The sequence below is a fragment of the Nocardioides sp. BE266 genome, from assembly GCF_031457855.1.
Lineage (GTDB): Bacteria > Actinomycetota > Actinomycetes > Propionibacteriales > Nocardioidaceae > Nocardioides.
The window spans coordinates 18,982-38,133 of sequence record NZ_JAURTI010000014.1 but is presented as its reverse complement, the minus strand read 5'-3'; the positions used below and the strand labels follow the sequence as shown (position 1 = coordinate 38,133).

Here is a 19,152-nt window from a genome sequence, read left to right as displayed (position 1 = left end):
AGGCGGTGAAGCAAACATGATGTCAACGGGGCATAACAAACTAATTCGTCGACTAATCAAACACACTGTTGAGTTCTCAAAAATCAGACGCACCCGATCCTCGCCGGCTGGGCCGGTCCGGTCGCGGGGCAACCTGCAGTAACTTACCGGGCGCGCTGTTGCGAGTCAAACTCGAAACGTGACGCTCGATGTGGTCGCAGCTGGTTTCCGCTTCAGCTGACCTTCTGGCCAGGAGGCGGCGCCGCTTGCGGCGACAGGAAGAACATTAGACGACGTCTGGGGGCCGTGCAAAACCGGGGGTGCCCTCTACGCAAAACCGCAGGTCAGCGGCCTGTGGAGGGCCGTCGCGCGGCTGGCCGATAGGTGCTGACGGTCGGATCGCCGGTCACCCAGAACCGCCACGGACGGTCCGCCGCATGGCGCAGACCAACGCGCGGGCCGGTGCTGATCGATGCGGGCTCCTCCCCCGCCGCCAGTTCCGGTCGTACGCCGTTGTCGCCCAGGTCGATGCCGAGGGCCGTGCAAAGACGGGCCGGACCACGCGCCAGGTCTCGGTCGCTGCTGCCGGGTCGACGGCTCCGGGCGACCTCGAGGCCGGCGACGACCTCACCTGCGCGCAGCAGGACGGCGCCCGGCGCTCCGTCCGGACCGGTGACGAGGTTGGCGCAGTGGTGCATGCCGTACACGAAGTAGACGTAAAGGTGCCCGGGCGGACCGAACATCACCGCGTTGCGCGCGGTCCGGCCGCGATAGGCGTGCGAGCCGGGGTCGTCGGGGCCGGCGTACGCCTCCACCTCGGTGAGCCGCAGCGACACCCCGCCGTGCGTGAGCACGGCACCCAGCAGCCGCGGGGCGACCTCGAGCGGGTCGCCCTCAGCCCAGGCGGGCACGGTGGCCGATGCTGGCGCCACGGAGCTGGTCGAGCTGCTCGCGCACCCGGACCGGTGCGGTGCCACCTCGGCCGGACCTCGAGGCCACCGAGCCCTCGACCGTCAGCACGGCGCGCACGTCAGGGGTCAAAGACGGCGAGATCTCCGCGCGCTGCGCGTCGGTGAGGTCGGGCAGGTCGCAGCCGAGCTCCTCGCAGCGTCGTACGCAGGCACCGGCAAGCTCGTGGGCGTCGCGGAAGGGCACGCCCTCGCGCACCAGCCACTCCGCCACGTCGGTGGCGAGGGAGAAGCCCTGCGGCGCGAGCTCGGCCATCCGGTCGGTGTTGAACGTCAGCGTGGCGACCATCCCGGTCACCGCGGGCAGCAGCACCTCGAGCGTCTGGACGGAGTCGAAGACCGGCTCCTTGTCCTCCTGGAGGTCGCGGTTGTAGGCGAGCGGGAGGCCCTTGAGCGTCGCCATCAGGCCGGACAGGTTGCCGATCAGACGACCGGACTTGCCGCGCGCGAGCTCGGCGATGTCGGGGTTCTTCTTCTGCGGCATGATGCTCGACCCGGTCGACCAGGAGTCGTGGAGCGTGGCGAAGTCGAACTCCCGCGTCGTCCAGAGGATGACCTCCTCGGCCAGGCGGGAGAGGTCGACGCCGATCTGCGCGGTGACGAACGCGAACTCGGTGGCGAAGTCGCGCGAGGCGGTGCCGTCGATCGAGTTGGCCGACGAGCCCGAGAAGCCGAGCTCGGCGGCGACCGCCTCGGGGTCGAGGCCCAACGTCTGGCCCGCGAGCGCCCCGGAGCCGTACGGCGAGTCGCTCGAGACGCGGGCGTCCCAGTCGCGCAGCCGCTCGACGTCGCGCACCAGCGGCCACGCGTGCGCCAGCAGGTGGTGCGAGAGCAGGACCGGCTGGGCGTGCTGGAGGTGGGTGCGCCCGGGCATGACGCTCTCCTGGCCCGGGGCGAGGTGCTCCCCCGCCTGTCCGGCGAGCACGTCGACCAGGTCGAGCACCAGCCCGGAGATCGTGCGGGCGTGGTCGCGCAGGTAGGCGCGGAACAGCGTGGCGACCTGGTCGTTGCGCGACCGGCCGGCGCGGAGCCGGCCGCCGACCTCGGGACCGACCTCCTCGAGCAGCAGGCGCTCGAGCGCACCGTGCACGTCCTCGTCGGTCTCGGCCGGCAGCAGGTCGCCGGCGGCGTACCGCTCCCCCAGCACGTCGAGGCCGCGCAGCAGCTCGGCGTGGTCGGCCTCGGTGAGCAGACCGGCGCGGTGCAGGGCGTTGGCGTGGGCGCGCGACCCCGCGAGGTCGTAGGGGGTCAGCTGCCAGTCGAAGTGCGTGGACCTGGAGAGCGCCTGGAGCTCGGGCGACGGGCCGCTCGCGAAGCGACCGCCCCACAGGGAGCCCTCGTTGGTGGTGCCTGCCATCAGTCGGTCCCGAACTCCATCGCCGCGCTCTCGAGCGCCGTCTCGTCGTACGCCTCCTCGTCCGCCTCCTCGACGGGCGAGTGACCGGTGATCCGGTCGAAGCCACCGGCCTCGATGGCACCGTAGAGGGTGCCGTTCTCGACGAGCACCTGGCCCTGGTCGAGCGGCTGGGCGGCGTAGAGCTCGAGCTTGGCGCGCGAGTCGGCGATGTCGAGGTTGCGCATGGTGAGCTGGCCGATGCGGTCGGTCGGGCCGAAGGCGGCGTTCTCCGTCCGCTCCATCGACAGCTTGTCGGGGTGGTAGGAGAACGCGGGGCCGTCGGTGCGCAGGACCGTGTAGTCCTCGCCGCGCCGCAGCCGAATGGTCACCTCGCCTGTCACGAGCGAGGCGATCCAGCGCTGGACCGACTCGCGGATCATCAGCGCCTGCGGGTCGAGCCAGCGGCCCTCGTAGAGCAGCCGGCCGAGCTTGCGGCCCTCGTTGTGGTACTGCGCGACGGTGTCCTCGTTGTGGATGGCGTTGACGAGCCGCTCGTAGGCGATGAAGAGCAGCGCCATCGCCGGCGCCTCGTAGATGCCCCGGGACTTGGCCTCGATGATCCGGTTCTCGATCTGGTCGGACATGCCGAGACCGTGCCGACCGCCGATGGTGTTGGCCTCGTGGACCAGCGCGACCGGGTCCGAGTACTCGGTGCCGTTGATGGCGACCGGGCGGCCCTGGTCGAAGCGGATCGTGACGTCCTCGGCCTCGATCGCGACGGCGGGGTCCCAGAACTTCACGCCCATGATCGGCTCGACGGTCTCGAGCGAGACGTCGAGGTGTTCCAAGGTCTTGGCCTCGTGGGTGGCGCCCCAGATGTTGGCGTCGGTGGAGTACGCCTTCTCCTGGCTGTCGCGGTAGGGCAGGCCGTGCTCGGTGAGCCACGCGCTCATCTCGTGGCGACCGCCGAGCTCGGTGACGAAGTCGGCGTCGAGCCACGGCTTGTAGATGCGCAGGTCGGGGTTGGCGAGCAGGCCGTAGCGGTAGAACCGCTCGATGTCGTTGCCCTTGAACGTCGAGCCATCGCCCCAGATGTTGACGTCGTCGTCGTGCATCGCGCGCACCAGCATCGTGCCGGTGACGGCACGACCCAGCGGCGTGGTGTTGAAGTAGACCCGGCCGCCCGAGCGGATGTGGAAGGCACCGCACGCCAGGGCCGCGAGTCCCTCCTCGACCAGCTGGGTCTTGCAGTCGACGGCGCGCGCGAGCTCGGCGCCGTACTGCATCGCGCGGGACGGTACGCCGGAGATGTCGGGCTCGTCGTACTGGCCGATGTCGGCGGTGTAGGTGCACGGCACTGCCCCGTGGGCTCGCATCCAGGCGACCGCAACGGAGGTGTCGAGGCCTCCGGAGAAGGCGATGCCGACGCGCTCGCCGACGGGGAGGGAGGTGAGGACCTTGCTCACTGGGCGTCCTTTTCGGTGTTCTCAGAGTGGGTGGAGACGTGGTGGGGGTCGTTGGCCAGGTCGAGGAACCGCTGCGCGAGGGCGTCGCCGCCGAGCGGGTCGCGACCGATGACGAGCACGGTGTCGTCGCCGGCGATGGTGCCGAGGATGTCGCCGAGGTCGGCCTTGTCGAAGGCGCTGGCCAGGAACTGCGCGGCGCCGGGCGGGGTGCGGAGCACGACGAGGTTGGCGCTGGCCTCGGCGCTGACGAGGAGCTCGGCGCAGAGGCGCGCGAGCCGGTCGCGGCCGGCCGCGGTCTCGCGCGGTGCGGCGACGCTGCGGTCACCGCCCTCGCCGGGCACGGCGTAGACCAGGGCGCCGTCGGCGCTGCGGACCTTGACCGCGTCGAGCTCGACGAGGTCCCGGCTCAGGGTCGCCTGCGTGACCCGCACGCCGTGGTCGGCCAGCAGGTCGGCGAGCTCGGTCTGCGAGCGCACCGGATGGGTCGTGACGAGGTCGATGATCCGTGCGTGCCGGGCGCCCTTGGTCACCGGCGCGACGGCACTCATCGTCGCTCCAGGAGCCAGGTGAGCACGGCCTTCTGGGCGTGCCGCCGGTTCTCCGCCTCGTCCCAGACCACCGACTGCGAGCCCTCGATGACGTCCTCGGAGATCTCCTTGCCGCGGTAGGCCGGCAGGCAGTGCATGACGATGGCCTCCGGGTCGGCGTGGGCGAGGAGCTCCTCGGTCACGCCGTAGGGCGGGAAGATCCGCAGTCGCTCCTGCGACTCCTCCTCGCGGCCCATGCTGACCCACGAGTCGGTGATCACCACGTCGGCGTCGGTGACGGCCGCGACGGGGTCGGTGGTCAGCTCGATCGAGCCGCCCGTGCCCTGCGCGATCTCGCGTGCCTTCGCCACCACGTCGGCGTCGGGGTGGAAGCCGTCGGGGGCGCCGACGACGACGTGCATCCCGGCGGCGGCACCGGCGAGCACCCACGAGTTGCCCATGTTGCACGCGCCGTCGCCGACGAACGCAGCGCGGATGCCGGCGAGCCGACCCTTGTGCTCCCGCACGGTCTGCAGGTCTGCCAGCAGCTGGCACGGGTGGAACTCGTCGGTGAGCGCGTTGAGGACGGGTACGCCGGCGTGCTCGGCCATGGTCACCACGTCGCTCTGGTGGGCGGTGCGCCACACGATCGCGACGGCCTGGCGGCCGAGGATCCGGGCGACGTCCTCGACACCCTCGCGCGAGCCCATCGCCGCGAGGCCGCCGTCGACGGTCATCGGGTTGCCACCGAGCTCGGCGATGCCGGCGGCGAAGGACACCTGGGTGCGCAGCGTCGGGCGGTCGAAGACCAGCGCGACGGTGCGGGGGCCTTCGAGCGGCTTGTGGTCGAAGGGCTCGGCCTTGAGCCGGTCGGCCAGGTCGAGGACCTCGAGCAGCTCGGCGGGCGACAGGTCGTCGTCGCGGAGGAAGTGGCGGGTCATGGGGTGGGCTCCTGTGCGGCGGTGCGAGCGGCGTCGAGGATGGCGGGGAGTGCTGCGGCGAGGGCGTCGAGGTCGTCGGAGGTGATGACAAGCGGCGGCACGAAGCGCAGGCGGGTGGGGCCGGTGGCGTTGAGGATGAAACCCGCCTCACGCCCGGCGACGACGGCGTGGGTGGCGTAGGCGCCGTCGAGCTCCGCGCCCCGCATCAGGCCGGAACCGGTGACCTCGACGACGCCGGCCTGGTCGGCGAGCAGCGCAGCGAGCTGCTCGCCGCGGGTCCTCGTCGCCTCGAGGAGACCCTCGGTCTCGATGGTGTCGAGCACGGCGAGGGCGGCGGCCGCGGCCACCGGGTTGCCGCCGAACGTGGTGCCGTGGTTGCCGGGCTGCAGGAGCGTGGCCGCGGCGCCGCGGGCGACGGTGGCGCCGACCGGGATGCCGCCGCCGAGGCCCTTGGCGAGCGTGACGACGTCGGGCTGCACGTCCTCGTGGAGCTGGTGGGCGAACCAGGCGCCCGTCCGGGCGATGCCGGTCTGCACCTCGTCGAGCCACAGCAGCGCGCCGTGCTCGTGGGCGATCCGCTGGGCGGCCGCGAGGTAGTCGGGGCTCGGCACCACGACGCCTGCCTCGCCCTGCAGGGGCTCCAGCACGACCGCGGCGACGGTCTCGTCGACGGCGGCCCCGAGCGCGGCCACGTCGTCGTACGGCACGAAGGTGACGTCGCCGGGCAGCGGCTCGAAGGGCTCTCGGTAGGCGGCCTTGGAGGTCAGCGCGAGGGCGCCCATCGTGCGGCCGTGGAACGAGCCCTCGGCCGCGACCAGCCGGGTGCGGCCGGTGCGTCGGGTGAGCTTGAGCGCGGCCTCGTTGGCCTCGGTGCCGGAGTTGCTGAAGAAGACGCGGGCGCTCGAGGTCTCGACTCCGCTCGACCAGCCGAGGAGGGAGACGAGGCGCTCGGCCAGGGCGACCTGGGGCTCGGTGGCGAAGAAGTTGGAGACGTGGCCCAGCGTCGAGAGCTGGGTCGTCACGGCCTCGACCAGCGCGGGGTGGGCGTGGCCGAGGGCGTTGACGGCGATGCCGCCGAGCAGGTCGACGTACTCCTTGCCGTCGGCGTCCCACACGTGGGCGCCCTTGCCCCGGACGAGGGCGAGCTGCGGCGGGCCGAAGGTGTTCATGACGGCGCCGGTGTAGCGCTCCTGGATGGTCACTCTTCCTCCTCCGCCGCGTAGGGCTTGCGCATCTTGGTGGCGGCGCCGGGCAGGACCTGGGTGCCGACGCCCTCGTCGGTGAAGATCTCGAGCAGCACCGCGTGGGGCTCGCGGCCGTCGACGACGGTGGCCCGGGGCACTCCCCCGGTGACCGCCTCGTAGCAGGCGCGCATCTTGGGGACCATGCCCGCGTCGAGGGTCGGCAGCATCTCGCCGAGGGCCTCGGGGCTGATCTCCTGGATCAGGTCGTCGGAGTTGCCGTAGTCGCGGTAGAGGCCCTCGACGTCCGTGAGGACCATGAGCTTCTCGGCGCCCAGCGCGACGGCGAGCGCCGCGGCGGCCGTGTCGGCGTTGACGTTGTGGACCAGCCCGTTGACGTCGGGCGCGACCGAGCTCACGACCGGGATCCGGCCCGCCTCGATCAGGTCGAGCACGGCCTCGGGCCGCACGCGGGCCACCTCGCCGACGAGCCCGAGGTCGACCTCCTCGCCGTCGACGACCGTGTTGGTCCGCTCGGCGGTGAACAGCCCGGCGTCCTCGCCCGAGAGGCCGACGGCCAGCGCGCCGTGCTGGTTGATCAGCCCGACGAGCTCGCGCTGCACCTGGCCGACCAGCACCATGCGGACGACGTCCATCGCCTCGGGCGTGGTCACCCGGAGCCCGCCGCGGAACTCGGACTCGATGCCGAGCTTGTCGAGCATCCGGGAGATCTGCGGGCCGCCGCCGTGGACGACGACGGGCTTGAACCCGGCGAACCGGAGGAACGCGATGTCCTCCGCGAAGGCGACCTTGAGGGACTCGTCGATCATCGCGTTGCCGCCGTACTTCACCACGATCGTCTGGCCGTGGTAGCGCTTGAGCCACGGCAGGGCCGCCGCCAGGGTCCGCGCCTTGGCGGGGTCGGGCCGGCGCGGGCTCTGCACGGGCTCGGTGCTGGTGTCGGTGCTGGTGGTCTCGGTCATGAGCTGTAGGCGCTGTTCTCGTGGACGTAGGCGTGGGTGAGGTCGTTGGTCCAGACGGTGGCGCGGGCGTCGCCGGACTTGAGGTCGATGGTCACGCTGACCTCGCGGCCGGTGAGGTCGACGGTGCTGGGGTCCTCGGCCGGGGTGGAGCTGCGGCAGACCCACACGCCGTTCATCGCGACGTCGAGGTCGGCCGGGTCGAAGGTCGCCTGGGTGGTGCCGATGGAGGCGAGCACGCGGCCCCAGTTGGGGTCGTTGCCGAAGACCGCGGCCTTGAACAGGTTGCTGCGCGCGACGCTGCGGCTGACCTCGACCGCCTCCTCCTCGCTGGCGGCGTGGAGGGTCGTGATGGCGATCTCGTGGTCGGCGCCCTCGGCGTCCTTGAGCAGCTGCATGGCGAGGTCGGTGCACGCCTGGGTGAGGGCGGCGGTGAAGTCCTCGGGCGTCGGGGTGATCCCGCTCGCGCCGCTGGCCATCACCGTCACCGTGTCATTGGTCGACATGCAGCCGTCGGAGTCGAGCCGGTCGAAGCTGACCCGGGTGGCGGCGCGGAGGGCGGCGTCGAGGTCGGCGGCGGGTACGACGGCGTCGGTGGTGATCACGACCAGCATGGTGGCGAGCTGGGGCGCGAGCATGCCGGCGCCCTTGGCCATTCCGCCGATCGACCAGCCGGCGCCCTCGACGACGGTGTTCTTGCTGACCGAGTCGGTGGTCATGATCGCTTCGGCCGCGCTCTGGCCGCCGTCGGCGCTGAGGGCCGCGGTGGCCGCCTCGACGCCCGCCAGCAGGTGGTCGCGGTCGTTGGCGAGGCCGATCAGGCCGGTCGAGCAGACCACGACGTCGATCGCGCCGACGCCCAGGCCGCTCGCGACCTTCTCGGCGACCGCGTGGGTGGTCTGGAAGCCCTCGGGGCCGGTGTAGCAGTTGGCGCCGCCGGAGTTGAGGACGACGGCCTTGACCGTGCCGTCCTTGACGACCTCCTGGCTCCACAGCACCGGGTTGGCCTTGCAGCGGTTGGCCGTGAAGACCGTGGCGGAGTCGAAGGCCGGGCCCTGGTTGACGACGAGCGCCAGGTCCTTGGCGCCGGTGGACTTGAGCCCGGCGACGACACCGGCCGCGGTGAACCCCTGGGGGTGGGTGACGCTCATGGTGCGAGTCCGATCGTGGAGAGGCCGCTGGTCTCGTCGAGGCCGAGGGCGAGGTTCATGCACTGCACGGCGGCGCCGGCGGTGCCCTTGGCGAGGTTGTCGACGACGCCGACGGCGACCAGGCGGCCGGCGGTCTCGTCGACGGTGACCTGGAGCTGGACGGCGTTGGAGCCGAGCACCGACTGGGTCTGCGGCCACTGCCCGGCCGGCAGGAGGTGGACGAACGGCTCGTGTGCGTACGCCTTGGCGTAGACGTCGTACGCCTCGTCGGGGGTGATGGGCGTGGCGAGCGGGGCCGAGACGGTGGCGAGGATGCCGCGGGGCATCGGGACGAGCACCGGGGTGAAGCTGACCTTCACGTCGCCGTCGTGGACCAGTCGGAGGTTCTGCACGATCTCGGGCGTGTGGCGGTGGACGCCGCCGACGCCGTAGGCGCTGACGTTGCCCATCACCTCGCTGCCGAGGAGGTGCGGCTTGGCGGCCTTTCCTGCGCCCGAGGTGCCGCTGGCCGCGACCACGGTGACGTCGGGGGTGACCAGTCCGGCGGCGAGCGCGGGGGCGATGGTGAGGGTGGAGATCGTCGGGTAGCAGCCCGGAACGGCGATCCGGGTGGCGCCGCGGAGCAGGTCACGCTGACCGGCCAGCTCGGGAAGGCCGTAGGGCCACGAGCCGGCGTGCTCTCCGCCGTAGAACGCGGCCCACGCGGCCGGGTCGGTCAGCCGGAAGTCGGCGCCGCAGTCGATGACGACGGCCGCGTCGCCGAGCTCGCTCGCGATGGCGGCGGACTGTCCGTGCGGCAGCGCCAGGAAGACCACGTCGTGACCGGACAGCACCTCGACGGTGGTCGCCTCGAGCACGCGGTCAGCCAGCGGGAGCAGGTGGGGCTGGAGGGCGCCGAGCAGCTCACCGGCGTTCGACCCGGCGGTCAGGGCGCCGATCTCGACCTCGGGGTGCCCCAGCAGGAGGCGCAGGACCTCGCCACCGGCGTACCCACTGGCTCCGGCAACGGCTACTGATACGGACATATGCATGACTATACACAGCCCTGCATGGACAGTCGAACGGGGGGTGACGCCGGGCTAATGCGCGCGCACTCCGTCCTACCGCTCCCCTACGGTTCACGGGTGACCCGTCTTCAGCCAGAGACCTACCTGTCCCACCTCCGCACCGAGTCCGCGCGCTTCCGCGAGGTCCTCTCGGCGTGCGACCCCGAGGCACGGGTGCCGTCGTGCCCGGACTGGTCGGCCGCCGACCTGCTCTGGCACCTGGCGACCGTGCAGCGCTGGTGGGCCGACGTGCTCCACGCCCGACCCGTCAAACCCGAGGCCGTCGAGCATCCCCGCCCGGAGTCGTTCGACGACCTGCTGGCCACCTACGACGCGTGGTCCGCCGACCTCGCACAGGCGCTCGAGGGCGCCGACCCCGCCGAGGAGTCCTACACCTGGTCGGACGACCAGACCGTCGGCTTCATCCTGCGCCGTCAGGCCCACGAGGCACTGGTCCACCGCGTCGACGCCGAGCTCGCCGCCGGGCTGTCGTCGGAACTGGACCCCGTGCTCGCCACCGACGGCGTCGACGAGTGCCTCGGCGTGATGTACGGCGGCTGCCCGTACTGGGGCAGCTGGGTGGCCGGCGAGGGGCTTGTGCGGGTCGACACCACCGACACCGGTGAGGAGTTCTGGGTGCAGTTCGGCCTCTTCTCCGGAACCGACCCCGACAGCGGAAAGACCTACACCGACGAAGAGGACTTCCACGTGGTGCCGGCACCCGACCGCGACGCCGAGCCGGACGTGGTCGTCGACGGTCCGGCGGCAGCCCTCGACCTGTGGCTGTGGAGCCGCGGCGACGACACCGAGGTCTCGGTGGTCGGTGACCGCGCCGTGCTCGCCCGCTTCACCGCGATCGTCGGGACCCCGATCAACTGAGGATTGCTCGCAACCAATCCGCACCGGGCTGCGTCTCTCGGGCGAGACCGCATCGACTTCAACGGGGGCATAGATGAGAACTGCACGACGGACGGCGTCCGCGGCCGTGACCACGACACTGCTCGGCGCCGGACTCGCGGCGCTCGCGCTGCCGGCCACCGCCGCCGCGCCGACGACCTGCCAGGGCAAGCCGGTCACCGTCACCGGGATCGTCGGCACCGAGGGCGACGACGTCATGGTGATCGAGCCGGGGCAGTACACGACGGCCCAGGGCCTTGGCGGCAACGACCTGATCTGCCTCGTGGCGACGCCGACGGTCGAGTGGCGCAACGTGGGCGTCGACGCAGGCCCGGGCGACGACACGGTCATCAACGAGAGCACGGACCTCGACGCGGTGACGTACCGGATCGTCCTCGGTGAGGGCGCGGACACCTACCGAGGTCTCGTCGCATCGGTTCCGGACCGACCGGACTCCGTCCTCATCGAGGAGGTCAGTGCCGGGCTGGGGACCCCTGGCATGGCGGACACCGCTCCCGACACCATCGAGACGGGCGGTGGCAACGACACCGTGTGGTCGGGATCGACCATCCTCGGTGCGCTCAACGCCGACGTCGTACGGACCGGGGCGGGCGACGACACCCTTCACTGGGCGGGCGAGCAGAACGGGGGCGTGGTGGACGTCGGCGCGGGCGCCAACTCGCTCCAGCTCGAGCGCGGCTGGCAGGCGACCTCCGTGGTCGTCGACGCCAGTCGGCACCTGGCGACCGGCGACGGCCGGCCGGTGCTGCAGTGGGCAGGGGACCTGGCCGACGTGATCCTGCGGCTGGGCAACCGCGACGTGAGCTATGTGGGCACCGATGCCGCGGAGTCGCTCGTCATGGAATCGGTCGTCGGCATCGCCATGGCCCCGACCGCGGACATGAGCCGCAGCGCGTCGATGGGGGGCGGGGACGACAGCCTGGTGCTCGTGGCCACCGGGTCCGGCACGGTCGACGGCGGACCCGGCCGCGACCGTTTCTACAGCGACACCTGCACCACCGTGCGCGCGCGTCTCGAAGGCACGTTCAGCTGCGTTCCCCGGATCGCGTCCGAGGTCACCCACACCTTCGGCTTCGCCGACTGGGAGGATCTCCTGGTCCGCGGCCAGGACGTGTCCCTGCGCGGCTCCGACCGCGCCGAGAGGATGAAGGCGGTCGGCGATCGGATCCGCCTGCGGGGTCGCGGTGGCGCCGACGTGCTCAACCCCAACGGCGGCTTCGGCACGGAGGGCAAGCCGGTGGTGGTCTCCGGCGGCCGCGGCGACGACCGGGTGCTGGGCACGCCCCAGGCGGACGTGCTCCGGGGAGGCCCGGGCGACGACAAGCTCTTCGGACAGGGTGGCGACGACACGCTGCAAGGCGGCACGGGGCGCGACAAGGCCGTCGGCAAGGACGGTCGGGACCGGTGCTCTGCCGAGGTGCGCGTCTCCTGCGAACGCCGCTGACGCGCCACTGGGCCTTGAGTCTCCAGGAGACTCAAGGCCCAGTGTGCGTCTGGTGAGCGTGGATCAGGTCCGCTGGACGGCGCCCGTCCGCTCGGCGGCGAGCTTCACGGCGGCGTCACGCGCAGCAGCGGACTCGCCCTCCTTGAGCGTCCGGTCCGGTGCCCGGAAGCGCAGGGCGTAGGCCAGCGACTTCTTGCCCTCGCCGACCTGCTCGCCGGTGTAGACGTCGAAGAGCCGGATCGACTCGAGCAGCTCGCCCGCGCCCTCGCGCAGCGCCGCCTCGACGTCGGCCGCCGGGACGGTGGCGTCGACCACGAGGGCAACGTCCTCCTTGGCGACCGGGTAGGACGAGAAGGTCGGGGCCCTCCGGAGGTGGACTGCACGGCCGATGAGCAGGTCGAGGTCGACCTCCGCCGCGACGGTGCGCTTCGGCAGACCGAAGGCCTGGCAGACCGTGGGGTGCACCTCGCCGGCGTGGCCGACGACCTCGCCGTCGACCGTCAGCCGCGCGCACCGGCCCGGGTGCCACGGCGCGAGCTCGGCCGCCGTGGCCTCGACCTCGAGGCCGAGAGACGCCGCGACGGAGCGCACGGCCTCGACGGCGTCGGCCCACGAGACGGCACGGGCCTCGCCCCACCAGCCACCTGCGGTGGCCTCGCCGAGGGCGACGAGGCCGAGGTGCAGCGGCTGGGCGGGAAGCGCGGCGTCGAGCGCCTCGAACTCTGCGTCCGTGGGACGGCGGTCGACGGGCAGGATCGCCGCCGGACCGGCGTCGCGGGGCAGCGTGACGGTGGCGGTCTCGAAGATCGCCACGTCGGTGTTGCCGTGGCCGACGTTCTTGGCCGCCGACCGCAGCACGCCCGGCAGCAGCGTCGTGGTCATGTAGCCCGCCTCGGAGCTGAGCGGGTTGGACAGGCGCAGCAGCCGACGGCGCGAGTCGTCCTCGGGGAGCCCGAGGGCGTCGAGGTCGGTGGTGCCGACGAACGGGAAGTTCACGACCTCCACGAAGCCCTCCCCCGCCAGCGTGCGCCCGATCCGGCGACGCAGCTGCTGCGGGCGGGTCAGGCCACGGCCCGACGGCGGCGTCGGCAGGACCGACGGCACCTTGTCGTAGCCGACGAGGCGGACGACCTCCTCGGAGAAGTCCTGGGCGTCGGTGAGGTCGGGGCGCCACGGCGGGGGCGTCACCGAGAGCGTGCCGGTTCCGGTCACGTCGCACCCGATGGCCCGCAGGCACTCGACGCTGCGCTCCTCGGTGATCGGCATGCCCGATACGCGCTCGGCGAGGTCTCCGGCGACCTGGATCACCGGCATCGCCGGCGGGGTGCCGACGACGGTCACGCCGGCGTGGGCAGTGCCGCCGCCGTGCTCGACCAGCAGCTCGACGACCCGGTCGGCCGCGGCCTCGCAGATCGTCGGGTCGACGCCGCGCTCGTTGCGCTTGCCGGCCTCGGACGAGATCTTGTGGCGCTTGCCGGTGCGGAACATCGACACGGCGTCCCAGTGGGCGGCCTCGACCAGCACGGACGTCGTGGTGTCCGACATCTCGGTGGTCTCGCCGCCCATCACGCCGCCGAGCCCGATGATCCCGGAGTCGTCGGTCACGACGAGGTCGGCGGGGTCGAGCGCGCGGTCGGTGCCGTCGAGGGTCGTGAGCCGCTCACCGGCACGCGCACGACGTACGACGATCGCGCCGCTCACCTTGTCGGCGTCGTAGCCGTGGATCGGCCGGCCGGTCTCGAGCATCACGTAGTTGGTGATGTCGACGGCCAGCGAGATCGGCCGCATGCCGGCCGCGGTGATCCGCTGCGTGATGAAGTCCGGGGTCGGCGCCGCCGGGTCGAAGCCCGTGACCTTGCGCGCCACGAACACGGGGCAGCCCTCGGCGTCCTCGACCACGACCGGGTGGCCCTGGTCGTTGGCGGCCGGGGTCTCCCGGACGGCCGGGTCGCGGAAGTTGCTCGCGCCGTCGACCGAGACCAGCACCTCGCGGGCGATGCCGCGCAGCGAGAGCGCGTAGGCCCGGTCGGGGTTGATCTCGAACTCGATGACCTCCTCGTCGAGGCCGAGGAGCGGACGTACGTCCTCACCGGGCGTGCCGGCGTCCTCGGGCAGCACGATGATGCCGTCGTGGTCCTCGCCCAGGCCGAGCTCGCGGGCCGAGCAGATCATCCCGGCGGACAGGTGGCCGTAGGTCTTGCGGGCGCCGATCTCGAAGCCGCCGGGCAGCACGCCGCCGGGCAGGACGGTGACGACGAGGTCGCCGGGCTTGAAGTTGTGCGCACCGCAGACGATGCCCTGCGGCTCGCCGGTGCCGTTGGCGTCACCGACGTCGACGGTGCACCAGTTGATGGTCTTGCCGTTCTTCTGCGGCTCGGGGTCCATCGTGAGGACGCGACCGACCACCAGCGGGCCGGTGATGTCCTTGCCGGGGCTGGCGATGGCCTCGAGCTTGAGACCGGTGAGGGTCAGGCGGGCGGTGAGCTCGTCGGTAGTGGTCCCCTCGGGGACGTCGACGTACTCCAGGATCCAGGACTTGGGGGCCTTCATCGCTCAGATCTCCGTTCCGAAGGCGGACGAGAACCGGACGTCGCCCTCGAAGAGCGGACGCAGGTCCTCGAGGTCGTGGCGGAACATGAACGACCGGTCGATGCCCATGCCGAACGCGAAGCCGCTGTAGACGTCCGGGTCGACACCGCAGGCGACCAGTACGCGCGGGTTGACCACGCCGCAGCCGCCCCACTCGATCCAGCCCTCGCCCCGGCAGGTGCGGCAGGACTCGGAGTCGACGCCGCGGCACACGAAGCACCGCACGTCGACCTCGGCCGACGGCTCGGTGAAGGGGAAGTACGACGGCCGGAACCGCGTGAAGATGTCGTCGCCGAACAGCTGCGAGGCGAAGTGGTCGAGCGTGCCCTTGAGGTGGGCCATGGTGATGCCCTCGTCGACGACGAGGCCCTCGACCTGGTGGAACATCGGCGAGTGCGTGGCGTCGTACTCGTCGGTGCGGAAGACCCGGCCGGGGCACACCACGTAGATCGGGGGCTTGCGGGTGAGCATGGTGCGCGCCTGGACGGGCGAGGTCTGGGTCCGCAGCACGACGTGGTCGTCGGCGGGCTCGGTCCAGAACGTGTCCTGCATGGTGCGCGCCGGGTGGTCGGGACCGAGGTTGAGCGCGTCGAAGTTGAGCCACTCGGCCTCCACGACCGGGCCTTCGGCGATCTCGTAGCCCATCGCGACGAACAGGTCGGCGATCAGCTCCGACTGGAGCGTGATCGGGTGGCGGCTGCCGCGCCGGCGACGCTGGGTCGGCAGCGAGACGTCGACGGTCTCCTCGACCAGCATCCGCTCCTCGTGCTCGGCCTCGAGCACGGTCTGGCGGGCGGCGATGGCCTGGTTGATGGCACCGCGGGCCTGGCCGACGCGCTGGCCGGCCTCCTTGCGGGCCTGCGGTGGCAGGGCGCCGATCTCGCGGTTGGCGAGCGCCAGCGGGGAACGGTCCCCGGCGTGGTCGAGGCGGACCTGCTTGAGCGCCTCGAGGTCGGCGGCGGCGGCGATCGCGGCCAGGGCCGCCTCGCGCATCGCCTCGACCTCGTCGGCCTTGAGCGGGGTCACTTCGACAGGGTCGTAGTCGGTGTTGGGGCCGGACATGGCTCCCTTTCGCGCGGCAGCAACGGTTCAGCCGCAGAGTCTAGAAGTGGATGGGCATCGGGTCGGAACGGGGCACTCCCCGGACCCGGTGACGTCAGCTGCCCGACGGACCAGGTCCGGGGCGCAGAAATCGCATGCTCGTGTCCACGACCCGAACTCTACTCGCCGAAGGCGCTCCACACGCCAGCGCATTCGTCGTACGTGCCGGCGGAGGACGCGCTCTGGGGCGCCGAGGTCAGCCCGATCTCGTCGAGCGCGTCCGCGCCGCGCGACCGGCCGAGGTTCCACGCACGGGCGTCGTCGAGCGTCTCGTCGCTCAGCGAGTTGTACGGCAGCGTCTGCAGCACGCAGCGCGCGACGTCCTCGGGCAGCCGGTCGACGATGACCGGTGTGGCGTCGGCGGACAGCGTCTGGAGGTAGCGCAGGTCGAGCTTCTGGGTGGCGTCGTACCGGTCGAGGTTGCGGCCCGCCACCCACGCGTCGGGGTTGATCGCAGCGAGACCGATGAGAGCGACGGCTCCGGAGGCCAGCGCGACGCGCGGCAGCCAGCGCGCCCAGCCCGCGACGCCCGCGACCATGATCGCGAGCACGAGGAAGCCGAGCCAGCCCTCGAAGACGTCGACGAAGAGCCGGAGCGTGGTGAAGCCGTAGGCGTCCTGGTAGACGCTCATCCCCCGCAGCGCGGAGGCGACGACGAGCAGGGTGAGCACGCACAGCAGGCCGAGCGAGGCGAACAGCCAGCGCCGGTCGTCACGTGAGCTGCCGGCGCGGCGCGAGGCCACCCACACCACCAGCACGGTGAGCGCCGTGGCGAGGGTCAGCTGGCCGAAGCCCTTGTGCACGAAGTCCGCGTAGGTGAGGCCCGTGGACTGCTCGATGTAGTCGCGGCCGCCGATGAGGGCGCGCGCCTGCGCCGCGATGAAGGCGACGAAGACGGCGTCGACGACCAGCACCGGCACGAGCCACTCGAACCGGTTGGCCAGCGGCGTCGCCCGCCGGTCGGCGAGGACCTCGACGTGCGACGGGTTGAGCGCGAGGTAGGCGGCGCCGAGGGTCGCGGCGAAGACGAAGCAGGCCAGGAAGGCGCGGCCGACCAGCTCGTTGAAGGACAGGTTGGGCAGCAGCTGGTTGACCCAGGAGCCGAAGACCGGGTTGGCGCTGGCGAAGATCGTGCCGAACACGCCGAGGCCGAGCAGCGACCACGCAACTGTCCGCACCAGTGCCGGCGTACGCGACCCGGTGCCGGCGATGCGCAGCGACCGGCCGAACCACGGCAGGCCGCGCAGCGACGCGAGTGGCCAGGAGATCCCGGTGAGCACGATGCCGGGCATCGTGCGCGCGCCGGTCACGCCGCTGAGGAACACCGCGGTGGCGGCGAGGAGGCAGAGCGCCTGCAGCCACTCGGCCGCCAGCAGGGTCATCGGCAGCACGAGCAGCAGGGCGAGGCCGGCGCAGGCGAGGGTCCACGGCTCTCGGCGACGACGCGCCGTCAGCAGGGCGGCGGTGCCGCAGGCGATGGCGACGACGCTCCACGTGATGCCCGGGCCGTGGAACGAGAGCGCCACCCCGGCGACCACCCCCGCGACCGCCGCCGCGACGACCGTACGGAGCCCGGACGGCAGGCCGCGCTCGGGCCAGAACCGCCCGAAGAGGGCGTCCATGCCCGGCTTGCTGCTGGTCGGGATCGGCGGGAGCGGTGGCTGGGTCGGTGCGGTCGTGGTCATGGTGGGCTCCGGGTCTGGGGAAGGGACGGGTGCGGGTGCGGCGCCGGTCGCGGGCTCGACCGGGTTCGCGGGTACGTCGAGGCGCAGGCGCGCGCCGCGGCCGGACGGTGGGTCGAGGAAGCGCAGGGTGCCGCCGTGGAGCTGCGCGACCCAGCGGGAGACGGCGAGCCCGAGGCCGGTGCCGCCGGCGCCGTCGGTGCCGAAGCGCTCGAACACGCGCTCACGGTCGGCGGGCGGGACTCCCCCGCCGTCGTCGCTGACCTCCAGCCACCAACCGCTCGCGTCGGCGTCGGCCACCACGCGGACCTCGCTGCCGGGCGGCGCGTGGCGGGCGGCGTTCTCGAAGGCGTTGACGAGCAGCTGCTGCAGCCGCGCCGGGTCGGCCCGTACGACGACCTGCTCGGGCACCGCGACGTCGAAGCGTCCCGGCCGGCCTCCCGAGGTCACCTGCGCGATCGACTCCTCGACCAGCGACCGCAGGGCGACGTCACGCCGGTCGAGGTCGACGACCCCGGCCTCGAGGCGGGAGAGCTGGAGCAGGTCGTCGACGAGCCGGGCGAGGCGCTCGGCCTGGTCGAGCGCGGCACCGAGGTGCTCGGAGTCGGCGGGGACCACGCCGTCGGCGAGGTTCTCCAGGAGCGCGGTCATCGCGGTGAGCGGGGTGCGCAGCTCGTGGGAGACGGTGGCGATGAGGTCGCGCCGCTCGCGGTCGACGGTGGCGAGGTCCTCTGCCATCCGGTTGAAGGCGGCGGCGAGCTGGCCGACCTCGTCGGTGGCAGTCGTGCGGACCCGCCCGGAGTAGTCGCCGCGGGCCATCGCCCGCGAGACGTCGGTCATCCGGCGCAGCGGCTCCACCATCCCGGCGGCCAGCAGCTGGGTCACGCCGAGGGCGAGGGCCACGGTGACGGGCACGATGAGCAGCGGCTGCACGTGCGCGGCCGAGCCGAGCAGGGTGAGCAGCGCGGCGACGACGACGGATGCGGCGACCAGCAGCCCGAGCTTCACCTTGATACTGGTGACGGCGTCGAGGGGCCTGGTCGGCGTCGGGGTCGGGGTCTGGCTCACGGCAGGTCCTCGAGCGCGTAGCCGACGCCGTGGACGGTGCGGATCCGCTCGGGCCCGACCTTGCTGCGCAGCGCCTTGACGTGGCTGTCGACGGTGCGGGTCGCGCTAGCACTCGCCCACGCGTCACCCCAGTCCCAGACGTCGCGCAGCAGCCGCTCGCGGGTCAGCACCTGGCCCGACCCGCGCGCCAGGCACAGCAGCAGGTCGAACTCGGTCGGGGTGAGGTGGACCGGGTCCCCCGCGACCGTCGTACGGCGCGTGCCGGGGTCGAGGCTCACCCCGCCCACCCGGACGGCGGCCGGGCGCTCCTCGGCGAGCGCGGCGGCCCGCTCGACGCGGCGCAGGAGCGCGGAGACGCGGGCGACGACCTCGCGCATCGAGAACGGCTTGGTGAGGTAGTCGTCGGCGCCGACGCCGAGGCCGACCAGGACGTCGGCCTCGTCGTCGCGGGCGGTCAGCATCAGCACCGGCACCGGTCGCTCGGCCTGGATCCTGCGGCACACCTCGAGGCCGTCGAAGCCGGGCAGCATCACGTCGAGGAGGACCACGTCCGGTCGCACGGAAGTGGCCAGCTCGACGGCGGTCGGCCCGTCGAAGGCCTGCTCGACGACGTAACCCTCGGCGCGCAGCCGCTGCGCGAGCGCGTCGTTGATGGTGCGCTCGTCCTCCACCACCAGGGCCGTGCGGGATGTCCCAGACGTCATGGCACGAGGTTAGGAGCCAGGGCGGTCAGGAGGCGGGGACGACTCGTGAAGGTTGTGTGGAGGTCGGGCCG

15 protein-coding genes are annotated in these 19,152 nt (G+C 72.3%); 2 read left to right on the top strand and 13 right to left on the bottom strand.

Annotated features, from left to right (window positions below; translation table 11 throughout):
* Window positions 1-323: 323 nt before the first annotated feature.
* From J2X46_RS23795 to argC, 9 genes are read right to left on the bottom strand one after another with little or no spacing between them, the layout of a single operon-like run.
* Window positions 324-890 (bottom strand): DNA-3-methyladenine glycosylase, encoded by a 567-nt coding sequence (locus J2X46_RS23795; RefSeq protein ID WP_310254998.1) that lies wholly within the window; start codon window positions 888-890, stop codon window positions 324-326.
* The gene (gene argH, locus J2X46_RS23790; RefSeq protein WP_310254996.1) at window positions 874-2,304 is read right to left on the bottom strand and encodes an argininosuccinate lyase; all 1,431 of its coding nucleotides are present in this window, start codon (window positions 2,302-2,304) and stop codon (window positions 874-876) included. The genes J2X46_RS23795 and argH overlap by 17 nt, the downstream gene beginning before the upstream one ends.
* Entirely contained in the window at window positions 2,304-3,749 is a 1,446-nt protein-coding gene (gene argG, locus J2X46_RS23785) for an argininosuccinate synthase (protein WP_310254994.1), read from the bottom strand. The genes argH and argG overlap by 1 nt, the downstream gene beginning before the upstream one ends.
* A complete protein-coding gene (locus J2X46_RS23780) occupies window positions 3,746-4,297 on the bottom strand; it encodes an arginine repressor (protein WP_310254992.1) in 552 nt (183 codons plus the stop codon). Before J2X46_RS23780 ends, argG begins: the two co-directional genes overlap by 4 nt.
* Window positions 4,294-5,217 (bottom strand): ornithine carbamoyltransferase, encoded by a 924-nt coding sequence (gene argF / locus J2X46_RS23775; protein ID WP_310254990.1) that lies wholly within the window; start codon window positions 5,215-5,217, stop codon window positions 4,294-4,296. The genes J2X46_RS23780 and argF overlap by 4 nt, the downstream gene beginning before the upstream one ends.
* Window positions 5,214-6,419 carry an acetylornithine transaminase gene (locus J2X46_RS23770; RefSeq protein WP_310254988.1) on the bottom strand — a complete coding sequence of 402 codons (1,206 nt, stop codon included), beginning with the start codon at window positions 6,417-6,419 and terminating at the stop codon, window positions 5,214-5,216. Before J2X46_RS23770 ends, argF begins: the two co-directional genes overlap by 4 nt.
* Window positions 6,416-7,381, bottom strand: a complete 966-nt coding sequence (gene argB / locus J2X46_RS23765; protein WP_310254986.1) for an acetylglutamate kinase — start codon at window positions 7,379-7,381, stop codon at window positions 6,416-6,418. The genes J2X46_RS23770 and argB overlap by 4 nt, the downstream gene beginning before the upstream one ends.
* On the bottom strand, window positions 7,378-8,529 hold the full coding sequence (argJ, locus tag J2X46_RS23760) for a bifunctional glutamate N-acetyltransferase/amino-acid acetyltransferase ArgJ (protein WP_310254984.1): 1,152 nt from the start codon (window positions 8,527-8,529) through the stop codon (window positions 7,378-7,380). Before argJ ends, argB begins: the two co-directional genes overlap by 4 nt.
* Window positions 8,526-9,554: an N-acetyl-gamma-glutamyl-phosphate reductase gene (gene argC / locus J2X46_RS23755; protein ID WP_310254982.1), complete on the bottom strand. Its 1,029-nt coding sequence runs from the start codon at window positions 9,552-9,554 to the stop codon at window positions 8,526-8,528. The genes argJ and argC overlap by 4 nt, the downstream gene beginning before the upstream one ends.
* Before the next feature lie 99 nt (window positions 9,555-9,653).
* Here argC and J2X46_RS23750 point away from each other — a divergent pair, with 99 nt between their 5' ends.
* Together J2X46_RS23750 and J2X46_RS23745 are read left to right on the top strand one after the other, a co-directional pair.
* Window positions 9,654-10,454, top strand: coding sequence for a maleylpyruvate isomerase family mycothiol-dependent enzyme (locus J2X46_RS23750; protein WP_310254980.1), 801 nt, complete (start codon window positions 9,654-9,656; stop codon window positions 10,452-10,454).
* 106 nt (window positions 10,455-10,560) lie between these two features.
* Complete coding sequence (locus tag J2X46_RS23745; RefSeq protein ID WP_310254979.1) at window positions 10,561-11,937, top strand: calcium-binding protein; 1,377 nt, start codon at window positions 10,561-10,563, stop codon at window positions 11,935-11,937.
* A 63-nt stretch (window positions 11,938-12,000) separates the two neighbouring features.
* Here J2X46_RS23745 and pheT read toward each other — a convergent pair whose 3' ends face one another.
* The 4 genes from pheT to J2X46_RS23725 all read right to left on the bottom strand — a co-directional run bounded on the left by pheT (window position 12,001) and on the right by J2X46_RS23725 (window position 19,081).
* Window positions 12,001-14,487, bottom strand: coding sequence for a phenylalanine--tRNA ligase subunit beta (gene pheT, locus J2X46_RS23740; RefSeq protein WP_310254978.1), 2,487 nt, complete (start codon window positions 14,485-14,487; stop codon window positions 12,001-12,003).
* 3 nt (window positions 14,488-14,490) lie between these two features.
* Complete coding sequence (gene pheS, locus J2X46_RS23735) at window positions 14,491-15,588, bottom strand: phenylalanine--tRNA ligase subunit alpha (RefSeq protein ID WP_310254976.1); 1,098 nt, start codon at window positions 15,586-15,588, stop codon at window positions 14,491-14,493.
* Between the two features lie 158 nt (window positions 15,589-15,746).
* Window positions 15,747-18,377 carry a DUF4153 domain-containing protein gene (locus tag J2X46_RS23730; RefSeq protein ID WP_310254975.1) on the bottom strand — a complete coding sequence of 877 codons (2,631 nt, stop codon included), beginning with the start codon at window positions 18,375-18,377 and terminating at the stop codon, window positions 15,747-15,749.
* Window positions 18,374-19,081 (bottom strand): response regulator transcription factor, encoded by a 708-nt coding sequence (locus tag J2X46_RS23725; protein WP_310254973.1) that lies wholly within the window; start codon window positions 19,079-19,081, stop codon window positions 18,374-18,376. Before J2X46_RS23725 ends, J2X46_RS23730 begins: the two co-directional genes overlap by 4 nt.
* Between the last annotated feature and the right edge of the window lie 71 nt (window positions 19,082-19,152).